Below are 15845 nucleotides of genomic sequence, written 5' to 3'. Positions count from 1 at the left end.
CCAAGCTCAGCACTGAGGGCTCGCTCGATCAAAGCCTTCTTGAACGCCGCAGAGGCGTCCTCAATGGCTTCAGCGGTCATCGGTCCATCGGTGAATTGCTCGAGCAGCTCTTTCGGGATTTTCGGTAGTTCTCGCAACGCGGGTTTCTTTTTGGTTGGCATACATGCACCTCTTACTCATGTTATGCCCGAACACAAAATTTCTGACACCCCCCGTAGCGGCCCTGGTAATCTCGTTTTTGCGAGTGCTGCGCACTCGAACGGGGGCAAGCTCCCTCGCCACAAAGGCCCTTGCCACAATGGACGATGTGACTGAAAAAGACAGGCGCGATCGCCTGGGGAGGTTTTCACATGAGCCCCTTGTCCCATTCCATCCTGCAAGACCGGCCAGCAGCCGGGCGGCGTTTGATTGAAGCGCTGCGACCTTACGCCCGCCGACCCGATGTCATCGTTTTAGCCTTGCCCCGTGGCGGCGTGCCGGTGGCCTATGAAGTGGCCAGGGCGCTGGGCGTGCGTCTGGACTTGATGCTGGTGCGCAAGCTTGGCGTGCCGTCGAGACCGGAGTACGCCATGGGCGCGATTGCCAGTGGCGGCATTCAGATTCGCAATGAAGAAGCGCTGCGCGATCATCCGATTGATCAAGTGACGTTCGATGCCGTGGTTGAACGGGAAACCCGCGAGTTGTTGCGCCGTGAGCAGGTTTATCGAGGCACGCGTGCGCCCGTAAAGCTGAAGGAGCAAGTGGTGATTCTGATCGACGACGGCTTGGCGACCGGCGCGTCGATGAAGGCGGCGATCCATGCGCTGCGCGTGCAGTCACCCGCGCGCATCGTGGTGGCCGTGCCCGTGGCGCCGATTGAAACGGCAGAGGCGCTGCGCCGCGAAGTGGATGAGCTGATTTGTCCGTTGATGCCTGAATGGTTCACCTCGATTGGTCATTGGTACATGGACTTTTCCCAGACGTCGGATGCCGAAGTGATCGCATTGTTGCAGCGGGCGTGGCAACGCGAGGACAGTGGGATGCCCTGATGGGCATTGCCCGGTCGGTGTTCGAAGTGGAATAAACACCGATTCTTTGCTTTAGTCCTTCTGATACCAGTCTCGGTGTGCAGCGCTGAAATCATCTCGGGAGCCCCGCCCGGAGAGTCCGATGACCCCTCGAATACTGTGTTTCGTCGCGTTGGCCGGTGTTCTCACACTCGGCGTTTTGCCGCGCGCCGACGCCGTCGAATACGCCGCCGTGAACGCCACCGCCAGCACCATCAGCTTTACCTATCAGCAGTTGGGTTCCAGGGTTTATGGCACGTTCGGCAAGTTCGAGGGGCGCCTCGATTTCGACACGGAAAACCCCACCGCCGCCCATGCCGCGCTGACCATCGACCTCAACAGCATCGATATCGACAGCAGCGACGCCAAGAGCGAATTGCAGAAACCGGCGTGGTTCAACACCGACACCTATCCCCAGGCCACGTTCGAATCGACGGCCATTCAAGACCTCGGCAACCACCGTTACACCTTCACCGGTAACCTCTCCGTCAGAGGGCAGACACGACAGGTGAACGTGCCGGTGGTGCTCAAATCAGAGAACGCCATCGGCATCTTCGACGGTGAGCTGACCCTCAAGCGCGACGATTTCAAGATGGGTGAAGGGGAGTGGGCGGACAATTTAGTGTCCAACGAAATCAATATTCGCTTTCGCATGGTGGCGCCGCAGCGCTGAGGTCATCTGCCCGTCAACGACACTCCTACAGGGATTGGATTGTTGCTGACAGAACCACTATTGCCAAAACGCATCGGCTTCGACGAAAATGAGAGTCATTATCAAATAACATTTGTGTCGGGTCGTTTTCATGTCCTCCGCTGATCTCTCGCTGCAACACGCTGTGCATACGCTGTACGAGGACCATCACAGTTGGCTCTGCGGTTGGCTGCGTAAGCGCCTCGGTTGTGTCGATCATGCGGCGGACCTTGCCCAGGACACGTTCATTCGCGTACTGACCCAGCGCAAAACCCTCGAACTGCGTGAACCGCGGGCCTACCTCAGTACGATTGCCCGCAGCCTGATGATCGACATGTTCCGCCGTCGTGCGCTGGAACAGGCCTGGCTGGAAACGCTGGCAGCCACCCCCGAACCTGTGGCGGTGTCGCCGGAAACCCGTGAGCTGGTCATCGAAACGCTGATGGAAATCGACCGTCTGCTCGATGGCCTGGGTGAACGGACTCGGGAGATTTTCCTGCTGGCGCAACTCGATGGCCTGAGCTACGTCGAAATAGGCCGTCGCATGAATGTCTCGGTGACCACCGTGAAGAAACATGCCGTGCGCGCCCTGACGCACTGTCTGTTGTTGATTGAGGACTGAGCCTTGGCGCAACCGCAATCCCTGGATTACGCCACCCTGGAAGCCGCCGCGCGCTGGTATGTCGACTTGCGCGACGACGTGCCAGATGAAACCGTTCGTGAGGCGCATCGACGCTGGCTGGAGCGTGATCCGCGGCATGTGCAGGCCTGGGAGCGTCTCGGGCGCTTGCAGGACAAACTCGGCCAGGTGTCCCCCGGCGTCGCCCGGCCAACGTTGGCCAGCGCCCGGGCCAAGCGTCGCGATGTGCTCAAAGTGTTGTCGCTGCTGGTGGTGGCGAGCGGGGCGGGGACGCTGGCCTGGAACACCACGCCACTGTCGACGTTGATGGCGGACCAGCGCACCCGTACCGGTGAACGCCGACGCGTGCGCCTGGATGACGGCACGCACCTGCAACTCAACACCGCCACGGCAGTGGACGTGCGCTACGGCGACAATCTGCGAGAAGTGCGTTTGCTGGCAGGTGAAATCCAGATTGAAACGGCCCGGGACACATTGGCTCGGCCGTTCATTGTGCACACCGCCGAAGGCAGCATCCGCGCTTTGGGCACCCGGTTCATCGTACGCAGCGAAGCGGGGCGCACGCTGGTCAGTGTGCAGGAGCATGCCGTGGAGGTGCGCAGCGCCCATCTGCCTGATGCTGCCGTGCGGGTTGATGCCGGTCAGCAAGTGGGTTTCCGTGAAGACCGCATCGAGCCTTTACTGCCTGCAAATGCACTGGCGGATGCCTGGACCCGCGACATGCTGGTTGCCAACGATTGGCGCCTGGCGGATTTCATCACCGAGTTGCAGCGCTACCGTCCCGGGCACCTGGGCTGTGATCCGGCCGTGGGTGCACTGCGAATTTCCGGGGCGTTCCATCTCGGCAACACCGATGCGGTGCTGGACAACCTGACGTCCACGCTGCCTGTGCGTATCCGTCGTTTCAGCCGTTACTGGACCACGGTGGAAGCGGTTTGAGTATTCCGGCAAAAAAATCCGCAGCAGGGGTTATTGATTTTGATTCTCGTTCGACTTGGTAGATAGAGGCGCGATAGACGCCGCCATTTGACTGCCAACGGGCGAAAGGAAACTGCATGACCCCTCGCAATCCCCAACACCGCATCGCTTCTACCCAGCCATCCATCAAACCCTTGAACCGTGCGGTTCACGCCGCATTGTTGGGCATGGCACTGGCCGTTCCATTGGCGATGACGTTGGTGGCACAGCCTGCCTGGGCGCAAACCTCGGACGAGGCGCAATTCAACATTCCTGCCGGCCCGCTGGGTTCGGCGCTGACCCAGTTTGCATCCACCGCTGGCGTAACCGTTTCGTTCGATCCGGCCCATGCCAACGGCCAGAAAACCGCAGGCTTGCAGGGCCGCTATACGACAGACGCCGGTCTGCGCCAGTTGCTGGCCGGGAGCAAGCTGGAGGCGGTTCGCCACGACAACGGAAGCTATTCGCTGCTACCGATACAGGCCAGTGGTGCCGCGTTGCAGCTAGGCGCTACGAGCATTTCGGGCATCGTTAGCGAATCGGCTTACGGGCCGGTGGACGGCTACGTCGCGACCCGCAGCGCCACCGCCACCAAGACTGACACGCCGATCCTGGAAATCCCGCAGACCATCAACGTGGTCACCGCCGCCCAAGTCGAAACCCAAGGTGCACGCAACCTGACTCAGGCCTTGCGCTATACGCCGGGGTTGAACACCGGCGGGTTCACCGACCGCAACTCGATTGCCGATGAAATCACCAGCCGTGGCTTCGCGCCGACGCCGTTGTATCTGGACGGTGCCTACATCCCTTACGCCGGCAGCCTCGGCGGTGCGCCGCAAATCGATCCGTACACCCTGGAACGCATCGAAGTGCTCAAGGGCCCGTCGTCGGTGCTTTATGGGCAGAACCAGCCGGGCGGTCTGATCAACATGGTGTCCAAGCGCCCGACCACCGAGCAACGCAGCCAGATCAAACTCGGCGCGGGCAGCTACAACCGGGTGAACGGAGCGTTCGATACCAGCGGCCCGCTCGACGAGCAAAAAGAATTCAGCTATCGCCTGATCGGTGTCGCCGACAAGGGCAACGAACAGGTCGACCACAACAACAGCCAGCGCATGCTGCTGGCCCCGAGCCTGACCTGGGCGATCAACGAGGCGACAGCCCTGACGCTGTTGGCGCAGGTTCAACGCGATGACGGCGTGCCTGACTATCAGTCGTTGCCAAGAATCGGTTCGCTCGACCGTGGCCCCAACGGTGAGAAAATCAACCGCCACTTTTTCTCCGGCGACACCGATTTCAACGACTACAAGCGTGACCAGTATGTCTTCGGCTATGACTTCACCCACGATTTCAGCGAAGACCTGAAATACCGCTCCAGTGCGCGCTACACCGACGTGCGCGACCGCTATAAAGGTTTCTACCTGCGCAGCTTCGTCACCGATGCCGATGGCGTGACCGATTACACCCGGGCCAATCGCGCCAAGGTCGATTGGCATCAGCACAACATCGCCTACACCATCGATAACAACCTGGAATATAAATTCAACACCGGTGCGCTGGAACACACCACGCTGGTGGGCGTGGACTATCGGCATTTCTCTCGCAAGTACGACGGCTACAACGCCAACAACGTGTTGCCGGTCGACCTGTACGGCAAGAACAACTACGACACCAGCAGCGTGACGCCGACGCTCACCACACAGTGGGACAACACCCTGCGCCAGACCGGCGTGTATGTGCAGGACCAGATCAAACTGGACCAGTGGATCCTGACCATTGGCGGTCGCCAGGATTGGGCGGAAATCGACAACAAGGACTTGCTCGCGTCCACCCACGAAGCCAAGCGCGACAATAAATTCACCGGCCGGGTGGGCCTGACCTACGTCACCGAGTTCGGCCTGGCGCCGTACGTCAGCTACTCCGAATCCTTCCTGCCGACACTCGGTACTGCGGCGCCTCAACGGGGTGGCAGCGCCTTCGACCCGACCGAGGGTGAGCAATACGAAGTGGGTGTGAAATACCAGCCGTTCGAGAAGACGCTGATCACTGCGTCGGTTTATCAAATCAAGCAGAAGAATGTGCTGACCGGCGATGACGACTATCCGGAGTACATGTCCCAGAGCGGCGAAATGCGTTCTCGTGGCGTCGAGCTGGAGGTCAAATCGAGCCTGGACAACATCGACGTAATGGCGGCCGCCAGCTACATGGATTCGTTCTACACCAAGGACACCTGGGGTAACGAGGACAACCGTAACGAAGCGCAGTCGCCAGTCTCTGCTTCGATGTGGGTGGACTATCACTTTACCCAGGCCAACCTCAACGGCCTGACGTTCGGCGCCGGTGCGCGCTACACCGGGCGTAAACCGGGTGATGCCGCCAACTCGTTCGACGTGCCATCGTGGGTTGTCTATGACACCACCGTCAGTTACGACATGGGCAAACTCGACCCAAGCCTGCGTGGCTTGCAAACCCGCCTGAATGTGCAGAACATTTTCGACCGCGAGTACGTGTCGGACTGCAATTATTCGTTTGGTTGCTACTACGGGCAGGAGCGGGTGGCTTCGGTTGAGATGACGTACGACTGGTAAGTCTCCTGATTTTGCGGTGCGATCACTGACGCCATCGCGAGCAAGCTCGCTCCTACACTTGATTTGTGTGCACCACAGATCCCCTGTAGGTGCGAGCTTGCTCGCGATGAGGCCGGCACACGGTATGATAGGCCGCGACGAACGCTTTACACCGCCCCGGAGTCAATCCCCGCAATGCCCCAGATCAGCCACTTCAAGACACCGTGCCCCGAGCACATCAACAGCCAGATTCTGCAGATGGTGGTCGATAACCTGACTGACATCAGCATGGTCGCGATCCCGCCAAGCAACCTGCTGCACAACGTGTACCAGTATGCGATCGGCTATGAGGTTCATCTGTACCTGGAAGCGTTGAACGGGGCAAAAGGGATAAGCGTGGAGTTGATTGTCGCCACCGATCCGGACGAGCCCGACACGGTCATCGGTTTTCTGTTGTACCTGCCGGTCAAGGACGATCCGGACGCTTGCGGCGTGGCGTACATGGCCGTTCACGCGGAGCATCGGCGCCACGGCGTGGCGCGACGGATGGTGCGCGAGATGGTCGGCCGTTACCCCCATGCCGAACTGACCTGCGCTGTGACGAAGGTGCCGTACTTTGAGTCGATGGGTTTTCAGGTGGTGGGCGTGCGCGCGACCCAGGTGCTGATGAACACCCGCGATCACGGCAGCGACGGGCTCATGCCGTTGCTGGATGTGGCACCGATCTACAGTTCGCTGGAGGTGCGGCAGATTCATACCTACCTGCTGCAAAAACACGGCAAGCGGGCGATGGTCGATGCGGAGAAACAGCGCGACCGGCACCTGGACCAATTGACGCGCAAGGCCCATGAGTTTGTGCGCGAGCGTTTGGGCGTTGATCTCTGACCGCGCTCCACCAAACACCACAACCCACTGTAGGAGCGATCCTGCTCGCGAAGGGCGTTCAGTCGACATGTCAGAACCTGACACGACGCCATCGCGAGCAGGCTCGCTCCCACATTAAAAAGAGTTGGTTTTCAGAAGGTTAAAAAAGAGCCTCAGAGCTCTTTGATGGGGAGGAAGTAGAGCCGTTGAGGCTCAAGATGCGCATGAAGCAAGTGGTGAGCTTGTAGGGGTTCAGAACACTCACCACTTACGCAACGGCTTGTTGAGCAAACAAGCGGCTGCGTAACTCCATCCTAGAAAGACCGAGTGTTTCACTCAAGTACCACTAGTCGTATCGCCTGCGCCACGTGTTCCGGCTTCACGTGAAAGCCGTTGATGTCGTTGAGCAACCCGGCTTCGCGAATCCACTCCAGCCCCGGCAGCGCCTACAACATTTGCGTAGGCGCCGCCGAAGGCTGCGATCTTTTAGCTTTCCCCGAGTTTGAACACCAACGCCTTCAGCCCACACTCGACATCCGCGTCCGGAAACTCCGGCGGATTCTCCAGCCGTTGTTCAAACCGCAGGCTTGGCGCCTCGCGAGTCACGCCGTCAATCAGGAAGTCGGCACCGAAGGCCGGATCGTTCATGCAGGCCAATACCGTGCCCTGTGCACTGAGCAATTCCGGCAGGCGGCGCAACACGCGCTGATAGTCCTTGGTCAGCAGGAAGCTGCCTTTCTGGAACGACGGCGGGTCGATGATCACCAGGTCATACGGGCCTTTGCCGATGACCTTGCCCCAGGACTTGAACAGGTCGTGGCCGAGAAAGGTTACCTTGCCCAGGTCGTGGCCATTCAGCCGGTGGTTGTCGCGGCCACGGCTCAGGGCCGGGCTCGACATGTCGAGGTTGACCACATGCGTCGCGTCGCCTTCGATGGCCGCCACCGAGAAACCGCAGGTGTAGGCGAACAGATTCAACACCCGTTTGCCTTCGGCGTTGGCCCGTACCCAGTCGCGACCGTAGCGCATGTCGAGGAACAGCCCGGTGTTTTGCTTGCGACCCAGGTCGACGCGGTACTTCAGGCCACCCTCGGTGATCGTCAGTTCGTCGATCTCTTCCCCGAGCAACCATTCGGTGGTGCTTTGCAACAGGTAGCGATGTTGCAGCAACAGCGTATGGGCACCGGATTGCGTCCACTGCGCTGACTGGGTGATCGCCATCAGCACCTGCTTCAGGTTTTCGAGCTGCGCCGCTTCGGGTTCCTTGAACAGCGCCACCAGCACCACGCCTTGCAGCCAGTCCACGGTCACTTGCTCCAGCCCCGGCCAGCAGCGCCCGCGCCCGTGGAACAGGCGACGGGTTTCGGCGGGGGCGGCCGCGAGGGCGGTCAGCAGATGGTCGTTGAGGATGGCGAGGGCTTCAGGGTTCATCGGGTCGGGTCGGTCGTTTGTGGGGGCGGCATTTAAACATAACCGAGTCTGTTGCGGGTTACACAAATCCCTGTAGGAGCGAGCCTGCTCGCGATGGTGTATCAGGCACCCATGCGTTGTCTGACACACCATCGCGAGCAGGCTCGCTCCTACAGATTCAATGCCAGTTATCACGTTTAATTTAACTTTACGTGAGGATTTGGCGATCTTCCGGCTTCCATACTCGGCTCCAACGAACAACAACCGGGAGCCGGACATGTCGCAGACAACTGCTTCACCCAAGGCCAGCCATCCACGCTGGCTGCGGCTGACCCATTGGCTCAACGCCCTGGCGGTGCTGGTGATGGTCGCCAGCGGTTGGCGCATCTACAACGCCTCGCCGATCTACGATTTCAGTTTTCCCAAGTCGATCACCCTCGGCGGCTGGCTGGGTGGTGCGCTGCAATGGCATTTTGCGGCGATGTGGTTTCTGGCGATCAACGGCCTGATCTACCTGGCCTTCAACCTGTTCAGCGGACGCCTGAAACGCCGCTTCTTCCCGGTCTCGCCCAAAGGCGTGCTGCATGACCTCGGGGCCGCATTACGCGGAAAACTGGGGCATGCCGACCTCACTCATTACAACCAGGTGCAGCGTTTTGCCTACCTGTTCGTGATGCTCGACATCCTCCTGCTGGTGCTCTCCGGGCTGGTGCTGTGGAAGTCGGTGCAGTTCCCGCTGTTGCGTGAGTTGCTGTGGGGATACGAAGGCGCACGGCGTGTGCACTTCTTCGCCATGGCGCTGTTGGTGGGCTTTGTCGCGGTGCATCTGGTGATGGTCGCGCTGGTTCCGAAAACGCTGTTGGCCATGATCGTCGGCCGCAAGGAGCACGTATGAAAAAGCGCATCGAAGGCACGGGGCTGGACGAGCAATCGATCCTCACCGACGCCCGCAAGATCCTCGCGCCACAGATCGAAGACCGCTCGCGGCGTTCGTTTCTGCTGCGCGGCCTGACCCTCGGCGGCGTAGCGATGTTGTCCGGTTGCAACATCACCGACAACGACAGCGTCGAGACCGCGCTGTCATCGATGTCGCGCTTCAACGATCGGGTCCAGGGCTGGCTGTTCAACCCCAACGCCATGGCACCGACCTATCCGGCGTCGATGATCACCCGGCCGTTTCCGTTCAATGCCTTCTACGGCATCGACGAAGCGCCGACGGTGGATGAGCAGAGCTATCGCCTGGAAGTCAATGGCCTGGTCGCCGACAAGCGCAGCTGGCGCCTCGAAGAGCTGCGCGCCATGGCCCAGACCGAGCAGATCACCCGGCACATCTGCGTCGAAGGCTGGAGCGCCATCGGGCGTTGGGGCGGCGTGCGCTTCAGCGATTTCCTCAAGCGCATTGGCGCCGACACCGATGCCAAATACGTCGGCTTCAAATGCGCCGACGACTACTACACCAGCATCGACATGGCCACCGCGCTGCACGCGCAAACCCTGTTGGCGCTGACCTGGGATGGCGCGGTGTTGCCGCGCGAGTACGGCTTCCCGATGAAGCTGCGCATGCCCACCAAGCTTGGCTACAAGAACCCCAAACACATTCAGGCGATTTTCGTCAGCAACACCTACACCGGCGGCTACTGGGAAGACCAGGGCTACAACTGGTTCGGTGGCAGCTGAGAGGCGCCTGAACATCACACCGTCCACAAACCTGAGCTTCAAGGAGTTTCATCATGAAAAAGTTGACCACTGTTGTGTTGTCCATGTGCCTGGCTGTTGGCGCCGCGTCCGTTTTCGCGGCTGACACCATGAGCAACGACAGCATGAGCAAAGATTCGATGTCCAAGGAGGCGATGTCCAAAGACGCGATGAAAAAAAGCGAAATGTCCAAGGACGCCATGTCCAAAGACAGCATGAAGAAAGACGAGATGAAAAAAGATGCCATGTCCAAGGATGCGATGAAAAAAAGCGAAATGTCGCAGTAACTGCCGCGACCCGATACCTGTAGGAGCAAGCTTGTTCGCGAAGGCGTAGTGCCAGCCGCTATCCATGTCGGCTGAACTACCGCAATCGCGAGCAAGCTTGCTCCAATTACAGGTTTTTTTGTGGCGGCGAAATTCTCGATTTTCCGCCACCCGCCACTGATGTTTTTCGATTTGCTGTATCAAAAATGAATTTCCGTCCTGTCAGCTGCTCATACCTTTTAAGTGCGGACTAGAGCCCGCGAAAATATTGAAGCACTCAGGGAGCGGCATGGTCATGAGTCGAGAACCGACGACAGGCGCACACCTTCCTCGCGGATTGATTCTAGTGGTTGAGGACGATCCGCTGATCCTGGAATTTCTCTGTGAAATTCTGCAGGAGGAAGGTTTTGTGGTTGAGCCACAGATCAGTGCGGATGCTGCATCAATCTATCTTGAGCAGCATGCGTGCGAGGTGGGGTTGTTGCTGACTGACATCACCATGCCGGGCACGCTCAATGGCGCGGATCTGGCCAACCAGTTCGGTGATCGCTGGCCCGACAAGCCGATCATGATCATGTCCGGCTACGAAACCCCGGCCAGCTCCGGTGTGCGGCATAAGGTGGCTTTCATCAAGAAACCCTGGGCAATCGGCTCTCTGCTCGATTGTGTCGACGGTGCGTTCAAATCCAGGCGACTCAACTGACCTCGTTCGCAGATGCTACATTGCCGGACACATTCGCCCGGCACCCGCGAGGTTCTTTCCTGTGTCTGATCACCGTGTTTTCAACACGCCTTACCGCGCCTTTCTGTTCGACATGGACGGCACCGTCCTCACCTCCATCGCCGCCGCCGAGCGGGTCTGGACAACTTGGGCGGTGCGCCATGGGGTTGATGTGGAAGCTTTTTTGCCGACCATTCACGGTGCCCGTGCCATCGACACGATCACGCGTCTCGGGCTGCCGGGCGTGGATGCCGAAGCCGAGGCGAAGTGGATCACCGAGGCGGAAATCGAGGACGTCGAAGGGGTTTTTGAAGTGGCTGGAGCGGCGGCTTTTCTCAAGCTACTGCCAGCCCATCAGTGGGCCATTGTCACCTCCGCACCCCGGGCGTTGGCGTTGCGGCGGATGGCGGCGGCAGGCATTCCCGAGCCTGAAGTGATGATCACCGCCGAAGATGTCACAGCGGGGAAACCTGACCCGAGCGGTTACCGCCTCGCGGCCAGGCGCTTGGGTGTCGAGCCTGCCGAGTGCCTGATTTTCGAAGACGCAGCGGTGGGGATTCTGGCGGGTGAAGCGGCGGGGGCGGATTTGATGATTGTCACGGCGACTCACGATCAGCCGATTCAGACGCAGCATGCGACATTGAGTCGTTATGACGTGGTTCTGGCTCGTTTGAGCGAACCGGGCTTCATCCAGCTGCAACAGATCTAATGTAGGCGCGAGCCTATATTGGGCATTGTGCCGCTTCAGTAAAGTCCCGGCACCAGCCGCCAACTGCGGGCGCAGTAGGCTTCGTATTCGCTGCCGAACTGCGCTTTCAACAAGGCTTCTTCAGCATTGATCCGCGCAATCAGCGGGATCACCGTCAGTGCCACCAACAGCAACCCAACCCCCGAGCGGAAGGCCAGCGCCCAGCCCACGCCGAGGATCAGCAACCCCAGATAGCTGGGGTTGCGCAGGTTTCGGTAGATCCCGTCCGTCACCAGCCTGTGCCCCGGTTGAATCGCCACCAGCCCGCTAAACCGATTGCCCAGCACGAACACCGGCCACAAACGCAAGGCGCCGCCGATGATGTACAACAGGGCGCCCAGCCAGCGAACGCCTTCGCCCCCGAAGGTCCAGACATCGATTCGGTCGGTGTAGGCGGGCAAAAAGCCGCTGACGATTCCGATCACGCCAAAGGCCGGAATGACCCAGCGGTTGGCCCGGTCTTCACGTTCCCCTGAACTCAAGTTGCCCTCGGTGAACAGCGAGGCAATCGCCATCACCAGCGTGGCAATCGCCACAGCGACCAGCGCGCCGTGGGCGAAAAACGCCGCAAAACCGCCCAGTGCCCACATCGCCAGAGCGAGGTAGGCGAGGGTGCTGGCCACCGCTAAAAACGCCAATTTGGCGGATATTTTCATCGCAGGGTGCGCGCAAGCAAGGCAGGGCTGCAAACGCTATCGCGCTGTCACAAGCCCCACCGCTGGCGTGGACGACCTTCAGTGATCGGCCGCAATGCCATCCTGAACGAGGATGGCCCGGGCCAGGTCTTCGTCGCTTGCGTTGCTGAGATCGGGATGGTTTTGCCGGATCCGCTGCAAGACCTGCTCCAGATAAACGCCGCGAATTGCACCGCCGCTGGCCACGAAGCTGGAGGCGTCATCCCGTGCAGGAATGACCATTTTGTCATCCTTGAACGTCGAGTACAGCGATGCGGAAACCCCGGCCGAGGTGGCTACGTCTTCGGCGTCCACATCGGCCATAGCCGAACCGAACGGCAAACAAAGTACCAGGGAAGAGAGGATAAATAGACGGCGCATGACGGTGTCCTCCGACAGCATGAAGCATAAGGGAAGTACCACATATTCTAGGATGCGCGGGAGCAGTCAGGAGTTCCCTGGCCCCATCAAGTCGGTGCGGGACGGGAAGCGTTTTCTACCGATAATCAGTGTTGGCGCTTTCTTTTCGCTATCAGGTCTATGCTGGAGTGTGCGCACACCGCCATCGGAGCATTCTGATGATAACTGCACGCACTGCCTGCCTGCTGGCCGATTACAAACGCTGGGCAAACCAGCGGCTCTTTGACAGCCTCGCGCAATTACCGCCAGGTGAGGTCAACAAAGCGCGGGTATCGGTGTTCAACAACATGATCGGCACCCTCAATCACGTGTATGTGGTGGACTGCATCTGGCAGGCTCACCTCGAAGGTCGCGGCCATGGTTTCAAGACTTCACACGACCTGTTGCACTCAGACTTGATGGAACTGCACCTGGCGCAAAAAGCGATCGATCACTGGTATTGCGACTGGAGCGCCCGGCAAACCGATGCGTCGCTGAACAAGCCGGTCGAGTTCACGTTTGTCTCGGGTGAAAGCGGCACCATGAGCGCCGGTGCGATGCTGATGCACGTGGTCAACCACGCCAGTTACCACCGCGGTTGGGTGGTGCAGATGTACTTCGAGATTCCGGCCATGCCTCCGGTGACCGACATGCCGGTGTACCTGCGTGAATCCGAGCCTGAACGGCTGAGCACGATAAATGCCCCGACAGTGGCACCGCCCTGTGCGGTGCAGTTTTCGAGCGCTACCAGCGTTCTGCCGGATCGTTATCGTTGACGCTGCTCACCTGTTCACCTGTAGGAGCGAGCTTGCTCGCGATAGCGGTGTGCCGGACAACATCGTCTTTCTATTAAATCGCTATCGCGAGCAAGCTCGCTCCTACAGGTTCTGTGTCGGGTTGAAGTGAGTGAGTCAGGCTGGTGGCATCAAGCTCTGCTTACAATCGAGCACCAGCTTTGCGCCGCCAAGTTCGCTGCGGCTCACTTCCAGCGTAAACCCGTGCAGGCTGGCAATCGCCGCGACGATCGACAGGCCAAGACCGAAGCCGCTTTTCTGATTACCGGCCTCGGCACGATAAAACCGTTGAAACACCGCTTCGCGTTCCGCCTCGGGAATACCCGGGCCGGAATCGAGGACTTCGATTCGCGTATGCCCACCCTCATTGACCCCACGCAAAATCACCGTGCCACCCGGCGGAGTGAATTTGATCGAGTTGCTCAACAGATTCGCCAGCGCCTCGAACAGCAATGCCCGGTCGCCATGCAGCGATGGCAAAGACGCCGGCACGTGCAGTTGAAAAACCAGATCGTCGTCTTCCGCCAGGGGCAGATAGAACTCATGCAACTCTTGCAGTAACGGCACCGGATCCAGATCAACGAACCCGGACCGACGCTGGCGATCCTCCAGTTCGGAAATTCGCAGCAATCCGCGAAAACGCGCCATCAGCGTATCGGCTTCGGCGAGCACCAGGTCCAGTTGCGCCGCTTGCGATGAACCTTCGCCCGCCTGTTGCTGCATACGATAGAGCTGAGCGCGCAGGCGGGTCAGCGGTGTGCGCAAGTCATGGGCGATGTTGTCGCACACGCCCTTGACCTCATGCATCAGATGCTCGATGCGTTCGAGCATGGCGTTGACGATGGCGGCGAGCATGTCCAGTTCATCGCGACGATCCGACAGCGGCAGGCGTCGGGTCAGATCGCCGGCGACGATGGCTTCGGCGCTGGCCTGAATCCCGCGGATGCGCCGCAACGGACGCCGCCGCAGCACATGCCAGCCGATGATGCCCGGCACAATGGTCAGGGTCATGCCCCAAAGCAACGCGTGCAGGATGATCCGGGTTACGGCAAACAGCGAGCCGTTGTCGCGCATCAATATCAGCCAACGGCCATCCCGGGTCTGGGTCGCCACGGCGTCGCAGCTGGCGGCGGGCAGGGTCGGGTCGTCGGACTCGGCGCAGTCGCTGAGCATGTGGATCTTGCCGTCCAGCGGCAGGCCTTTCGGGATGTGACGCAGCGCGCCGTGGAGGTAGCGTTGTTGGGCATCGAACAGGCCATAGGCGTCGATACCGCGAATGTCGAAGGTCATGCTGACGGAAAGGACGTCTTCCAGTTGTTCACCGGAAAAATGCGAAAACAGGTGCTGGCGTTGCATCAGCGAGTGCTTGGCCAGGTTGTCCAGGTAAGCGGACACCTCGTAGTACATGACCCCCATGAGAATGCCGCTCCAGATCACGAATAGCGAGCTGTAGAGCGCCAGCAAACGGCTGCTGGAAGAGCGCCAGCCTTTAGACGGGTTCGGCAATGACATAACCCGAGCCTCGCACAGTCCGAATCAGTGGGACATTGCCAGGTGGGTCGATCTTCTTGCGCAGACGGCCAATGTGGACGTCGATCAGATTGGTGCCGGGGTCGAAGTGATAACCCCAGACCTCTTCGAAAATCATCATGCGCGAGAGGATCTGCCCGGAGTTGCGCATCAGGAATTCCAGCAATTTGTATTCGGTGGGCAACAGCGTCAGCAGTTGGCCGTCGCGGCTGGCTTCATGGCTGATCAGGTTCAGTTCCAGGTCGGCCACACGCAAAGTGGTGGCCTGGGCGGTCACGGTGTTTTGCCGACGCAGCAGGACTTCGACCCGGGCGGCCATTTCATCGGTGGCAAAGGGTTTGGTCAGGTAATCGTCGCCACCGGCACGCAAGCCGCGCACGCGCTCATCGACATCGGAGAGGGCGCTGATCATCAGGATCGGCGTCTCCACGCCCATGGTCCGCAGCGTAGTGACGATCGCCAGGCCATCGAGTTCGGGCAACATGCGATCGAGGGTGATCAGGTCATAGTCGCCGCTGACCGCACGCTCCAGGCCTTCGCGACCATTGTCGACCCAGTCGACATCCAGGCCGTGGTTGCTCAGTTCGGCGACGATTTCCCGGGCGGTCACGGCGTCGTCTTCGATGGTCAAGATGCGGGTCATGGGCTGGCCTGATTAGCAGTTCAATACGAAGTTACGAGCATTTTGCCAAGAATTTCCCACGACTTAATAAATTAACTTTCATCTAGCTAAAACCATCGTCAGAACAATACCCGGAGCGGGGTGACAGGCAAGGCCTGTGTCGACTGACGAATGGCATGTGAAGGCAGTTGCTCCCACAAAATACTGTAGGAGCAAGCTTG

Annotated in this window: 17 protein-coding genes and 1 pseudogene; 12 read left to right on the top strand and 6 right to left on the bottom strand. The window is 59.7% G+C overall.

What is annotated here, in order from left to right; translation table 11 throughout:
- Positions 1 to 161: pseudogene (locus CKW19_RS26615) on the bottom strand (IS256 family transposase); the annotation flags it as partial.
- A gap of 189 nt (positions 162 to 350) precedes the next feature.
- On the opposite strand from CKW19_RS26615, the gene CKW19_RS26610 reads away from it, so the two are divergent.
- From CKW19_RS26610 to CKW19_RS26585, 6 genes are all read left to right on the top strand, one after another.
- Positions 351 to 1028: a phosphoribosyltransferase gene (locus tag CKW19_RS26610; protein ID WP_095061298.1), complete on the top strand. Its 678-nt coding sequence runs from the start codon at positions 351 to 353 to the stop codon at positions 1026 to 1028.
- 121 nt (positions 1029 to 1149) lie between these two features.
- Positions 1150 to 1719, top strand: a complete 570-nt coding sequence (locus tag CKW19_RS26605; RefSeq protein WP_095061297.1) for a YceI family protein — start codon at positions 1150 to 1152, stop codon at positions 1717 to 1719.
- Between the two features lie 130 nt (positions 1720 to 1849).
- Entirely contained in the window at positions 1850 to 2359 is a 510-nt protein-coding gene (locus CKW19_RS26600) for a sigma-70 family RNA polymerase sigma factor (RefSeq protein ID WP_095061296.1), read from the top strand.
- 3 nt (positions 2360 to 2362) lie between these two features.
- Positions 2363 to 3316: a FecR domain-containing protein gene (locus CKW19_RS26595; RefSeq protein WP_095061295.1), complete on the top strand. Its 954-nt coding sequence runs from the start codon at positions 2363 to 2365 to the stop codon at positions 3314 to 3316.
- 116 nt (positions 3317 to 3432) lie between these two features.
- The gene (locus CKW19_RS26590) at positions 3433 to 5922 is read left to right on the top strand and encodes a TonB-dependent siderophore receptor (protein ID WP_095061293.1); all 2490 of its coding nucleotides are present in this window, start codon (positions 3433 to 3435) and stop codon (positions 5920 to 5922) included.
- 174 nt (positions 5923 to 6096) lie between these two features.
- On the top strand, positions 6097 to 6786 hold the full coding sequence (locus tag CKW19_RS26585; RefSeq protein WP_095061291.1) for a GNAT family N-acetyltransferase: 690 nt from the start codon (positions 6097 to 6099) through the stop codon (positions 6784 to 6786).
- 465 nt (positions 6787 to 7251) lie between these two features.
- Here the strand turns inward: CKW19_RS26585 and CKW19_RS26580 are convergent, their stop codons facing one another.
- Positions 7252 to 8196 carry a class I SAM-dependent methyltransferase gene (locus tag CKW19_RS26580; protein ID WP_095061289.1) on the bottom strand — a complete coding sequence of 315 codons (945 nt, stop codon included), beginning with the start codon at positions 8194 to 8196 and terminating at the stop codon, positions 7252 to 7254.
- A 256-nt stretch (positions 8197 to 8452) separates the two neighbouring features.
- Here CKW19_RS26580 and CKW19_RS26575 point away from each other — a divergent pair, with 256 nt between their 5' ends.
- From CKW19_RS26575 to CKW19_RS26555, 5 genes are all read left to right on the top strand, one after another.
- A complete protein-coding gene (locus CKW19_RS26575) occupies positions 8453 to 9070 on the top strand; it encodes a cytochrome b/b6 domain-containing protein (protein WP_095061287.1) in 618 nt (205 codons plus the stop codon).
- Positions 9067 to 9852, top strand: a complete 786-nt coding sequence (locus CKW19_RS26570) for a molybdopterin-dependent oxidoreductase (RefSeq protein WP_095061286.1) — start codon at positions 9067 to 9069, stop codon at positions 9850 to 9852. The genes CKW19_RS26575 and CKW19_RS26570 overlap by 4 nt, the downstream gene beginning before the upstream one ends.
- A gap of 53 nt (positions 9853 to 9905) precedes the next feature.
- Positions 9906 to 10157 carry a pentapeptide MXKDX repeat protein gene (locus CKW19_RS26565; RefSeq protein ID WP_095061284.1) on the top strand — a complete coding sequence of 84 codons (252 nt, stop codon included), beginning with the start codon at positions 9906 to 9908 and terminating at the stop codon, positions 10155 to 10157.
- Positions 10158 to 10431: 274 nt separating this feature from the next.
- Positions 10432 to 10839 carry a response regulator gene (locus CKW19_RS26560; RefSeq protein ID WP_095061303.1) on the top strand — a complete coding sequence of 136 codons (408 nt, stop codon included), beginning with the start codon at positions 10432 to 10434 and terminating at the stop codon, positions 10837 to 10839.
- Between the two features lie 61 nt (positions 10840 to 10900).
- Positions 10901 to 11566, top strand: coding sequence for an HAD-IA family hydrolase (locus tag CKW19_RS26555; protein WP_095061282.1), 666 nt, complete (start codon positions 10901 to 10903; stop codon positions 11564 to 11566).
- A gap of 35 nt (positions 11567 to 11601) precedes the next feature.
- Here the strand turns inward: CKW19_RS26555 and CKW19_RS26550 are convergent, their stop codons facing one another.
- Both CKW19_RS26550 and CKW19_RS26545 read right to left on the bottom strand, forming a co-directional pair.
- Positions 11602 to 12261, bottom strand: a complete 660-nt coding sequence (locus tag CKW19_RS26550) for an isoprenylcysteine carboxylmethyltransferase family protein (RefSeq protein ID WP_095061280.1) — start codon at positions 12259 to 12261, stop codon at positions 11602 to 11604.
- 78 nt (positions 12262 to 12339) lie between these two features.
- Positions 12340 to 12660, bottom strand: a complete 321-nt coding sequence (locus CKW19_RS26545) for a DUF2388 domain-containing protein (RefSeq protein WP_095061301.1) — start codon at positions 12658 to 12660, stop codon at positions 12340 to 12342.
- Positions 12661 to 12857: 197 nt separating this feature from the next.
- Here CKW19_RS26545 and CKW19_RS26540 point away from each other — a divergent pair, with 197 nt between their 5' ends.
- A complete protein-coding gene (locus tag CKW19_RS26540) occupies positions 12858 to 13454 on the top strand; it encodes a DinB family protein (protein WP_095061278.1) in 597 nt (198 codons plus the stop codon).
- A 135-nt stretch (positions 13455 to 13589) separates the two neighbouring features.
- Here the strand turns inward: CKW19_RS26540 and CKW19_RS26535 are convergent, their stop codons facing one another.
- Together CKW19_RS26535 and CKW19_RS26530 are read right to left on the bottom strand one after the other, a co-directional pair.
- On the bottom strand, positions 13590 to 14984 hold the full coding sequence (locus CKW19_RS26535) for a HAMP domain-containing sensor histidine kinase (RefSeq protein WP_095061276.1): 1395 nt from the start codon (positions 14982 to 14984) through the stop codon (positions 13590 to 13592).
- On the bottom strand, positions 14962 to 15645 hold the full coding sequence (locus CKW19_RS26530; protein ID WP_095061274.1) for a response regulator transcription factor: 684 nt from the start codon (positions 15643 to 15645) through the stop codon (positions 14962 to 14964). The genes CKW19_RS26535 and CKW19_RS26530 overlap by 23 nt, the downstream gene beginning before the upstream one ends.
- Between the last annotated feature and the right edge of the window lie 200 nt (positions 15646 to 15845).

This window comes from Pseudomonas sp. Irchel s3f7, assembly GCF_900187615.1.
GTDB lineage: Bacteria > Pseudomonadota > Gammaproteobacteria > Pseudomonadales > Pseudomonadaceae > Aquipseudomonas.
Note: the sequence above shows the minus strand (reverse complement) of the source record. Positions and strands in the feature narration are given on the sequence as shown.

Coding starts and splice junctions, on each gene's coding strand:
- CKW19_RS26530 (WP_095061274.1), bottom strand. CDS start 15,645: ATGACCCGCATCTTGACCATCGAAGACGACGCCGTGACCGCCCGGGAA.
- CKW19_RS26565 (WP_095061284.1), top strand. CDS start 9,906: ATGAAAAAGTTGACCACTGTTGTGTTGTCCATGTGCCTGGCTGTTGGC.
- CKW19_RS26605 (WP_095061297.1), top strand. CDS start 1,150: ATGACCCCTCGAATACTGTGTTTCGTCGCGTTGGCCGGTGTTCTCACA.
- CKW19_RS26600 (WP_095061296.1), top strand. CDS start 1,850: ATGTCCTCCGCTGATCTCTCGCTGCAACACGCTGTGCATACGCTGTAC.
- CKW19_RS26540 (WP_095061278.1), top strand. CDS start 12,858: ATGATAACTGCACGCACTGCCTGCCTGCTGGCCGATTACAAACGCTGG.
- CKW19_RS26575 (WP_095061287.1), top strand. CDS start 8,453: ATGTCGCAGACAACTGCTTCACCCAAGGCCAGCCATCCACGCTGGCTG.
- CKW19_RS26570 (WP_095061286.1), top strand. CDS start 9,067: ATGAAAAAGCGCATCGAAGGCACGGGGCTGGACGAGCAATCGATCCTC.
- CKW19_RS26590 (WP_095061293.1), top strand. CDS start 3,433: ATGACCCCTCGCAATCCCCAACACCGCATCGCTTCTACCCAGCCATCC.
- CKW19_RS26545 (WP_095061301.1), bottom strand. CDS start 12,660: ATGCGCCGTCTATTTATCCTCTCTTCCCTGGTACTTTGTTTGCCGTTC.
- CKW19_RS26535 (WP_095061276.1), bottom strand. CDS start 14,984: ATGTCATTGCCGAACCCGTCTAAAGGCTGGCGCTCTTCCAGCAGCCGT.
- CKW19_RS26560 (WP_095061303.1), top strand. CDS start 10,432: ATGAGTCGAGAACCGACGACAGGCGCACACCTTCCTCGCGGATTGATT.
- CKW19_RS26610 (WP_095061298.1), top strand. CDS start 351: ATGAGCCCCTTGTCCCATTCCATCCTGCAAGACCGGCCAGCAGCCGGG.
- CKW19_RS26585 (WP_095061291.1), top strand. CDS start 6,097: ATGCCCCAGATCAGCCACTTCAAGACACCGTGCCCCGAGCACATCAAC.
- CKW19_RS26550 (WP_095061280.1), bottom strand. CDS start 12,261: ATGAAAATATCCGCCAAATTGGCGTTTTTAGCGGTGGCCAGCACCCTC.
- CKW19_RS26580 (WP_095061289.1), bottom strand. CDS start 8,196: ATGAACCCTGAAGCCCTCGCCATCCTCAACGACCATCTGCTGACCGCC.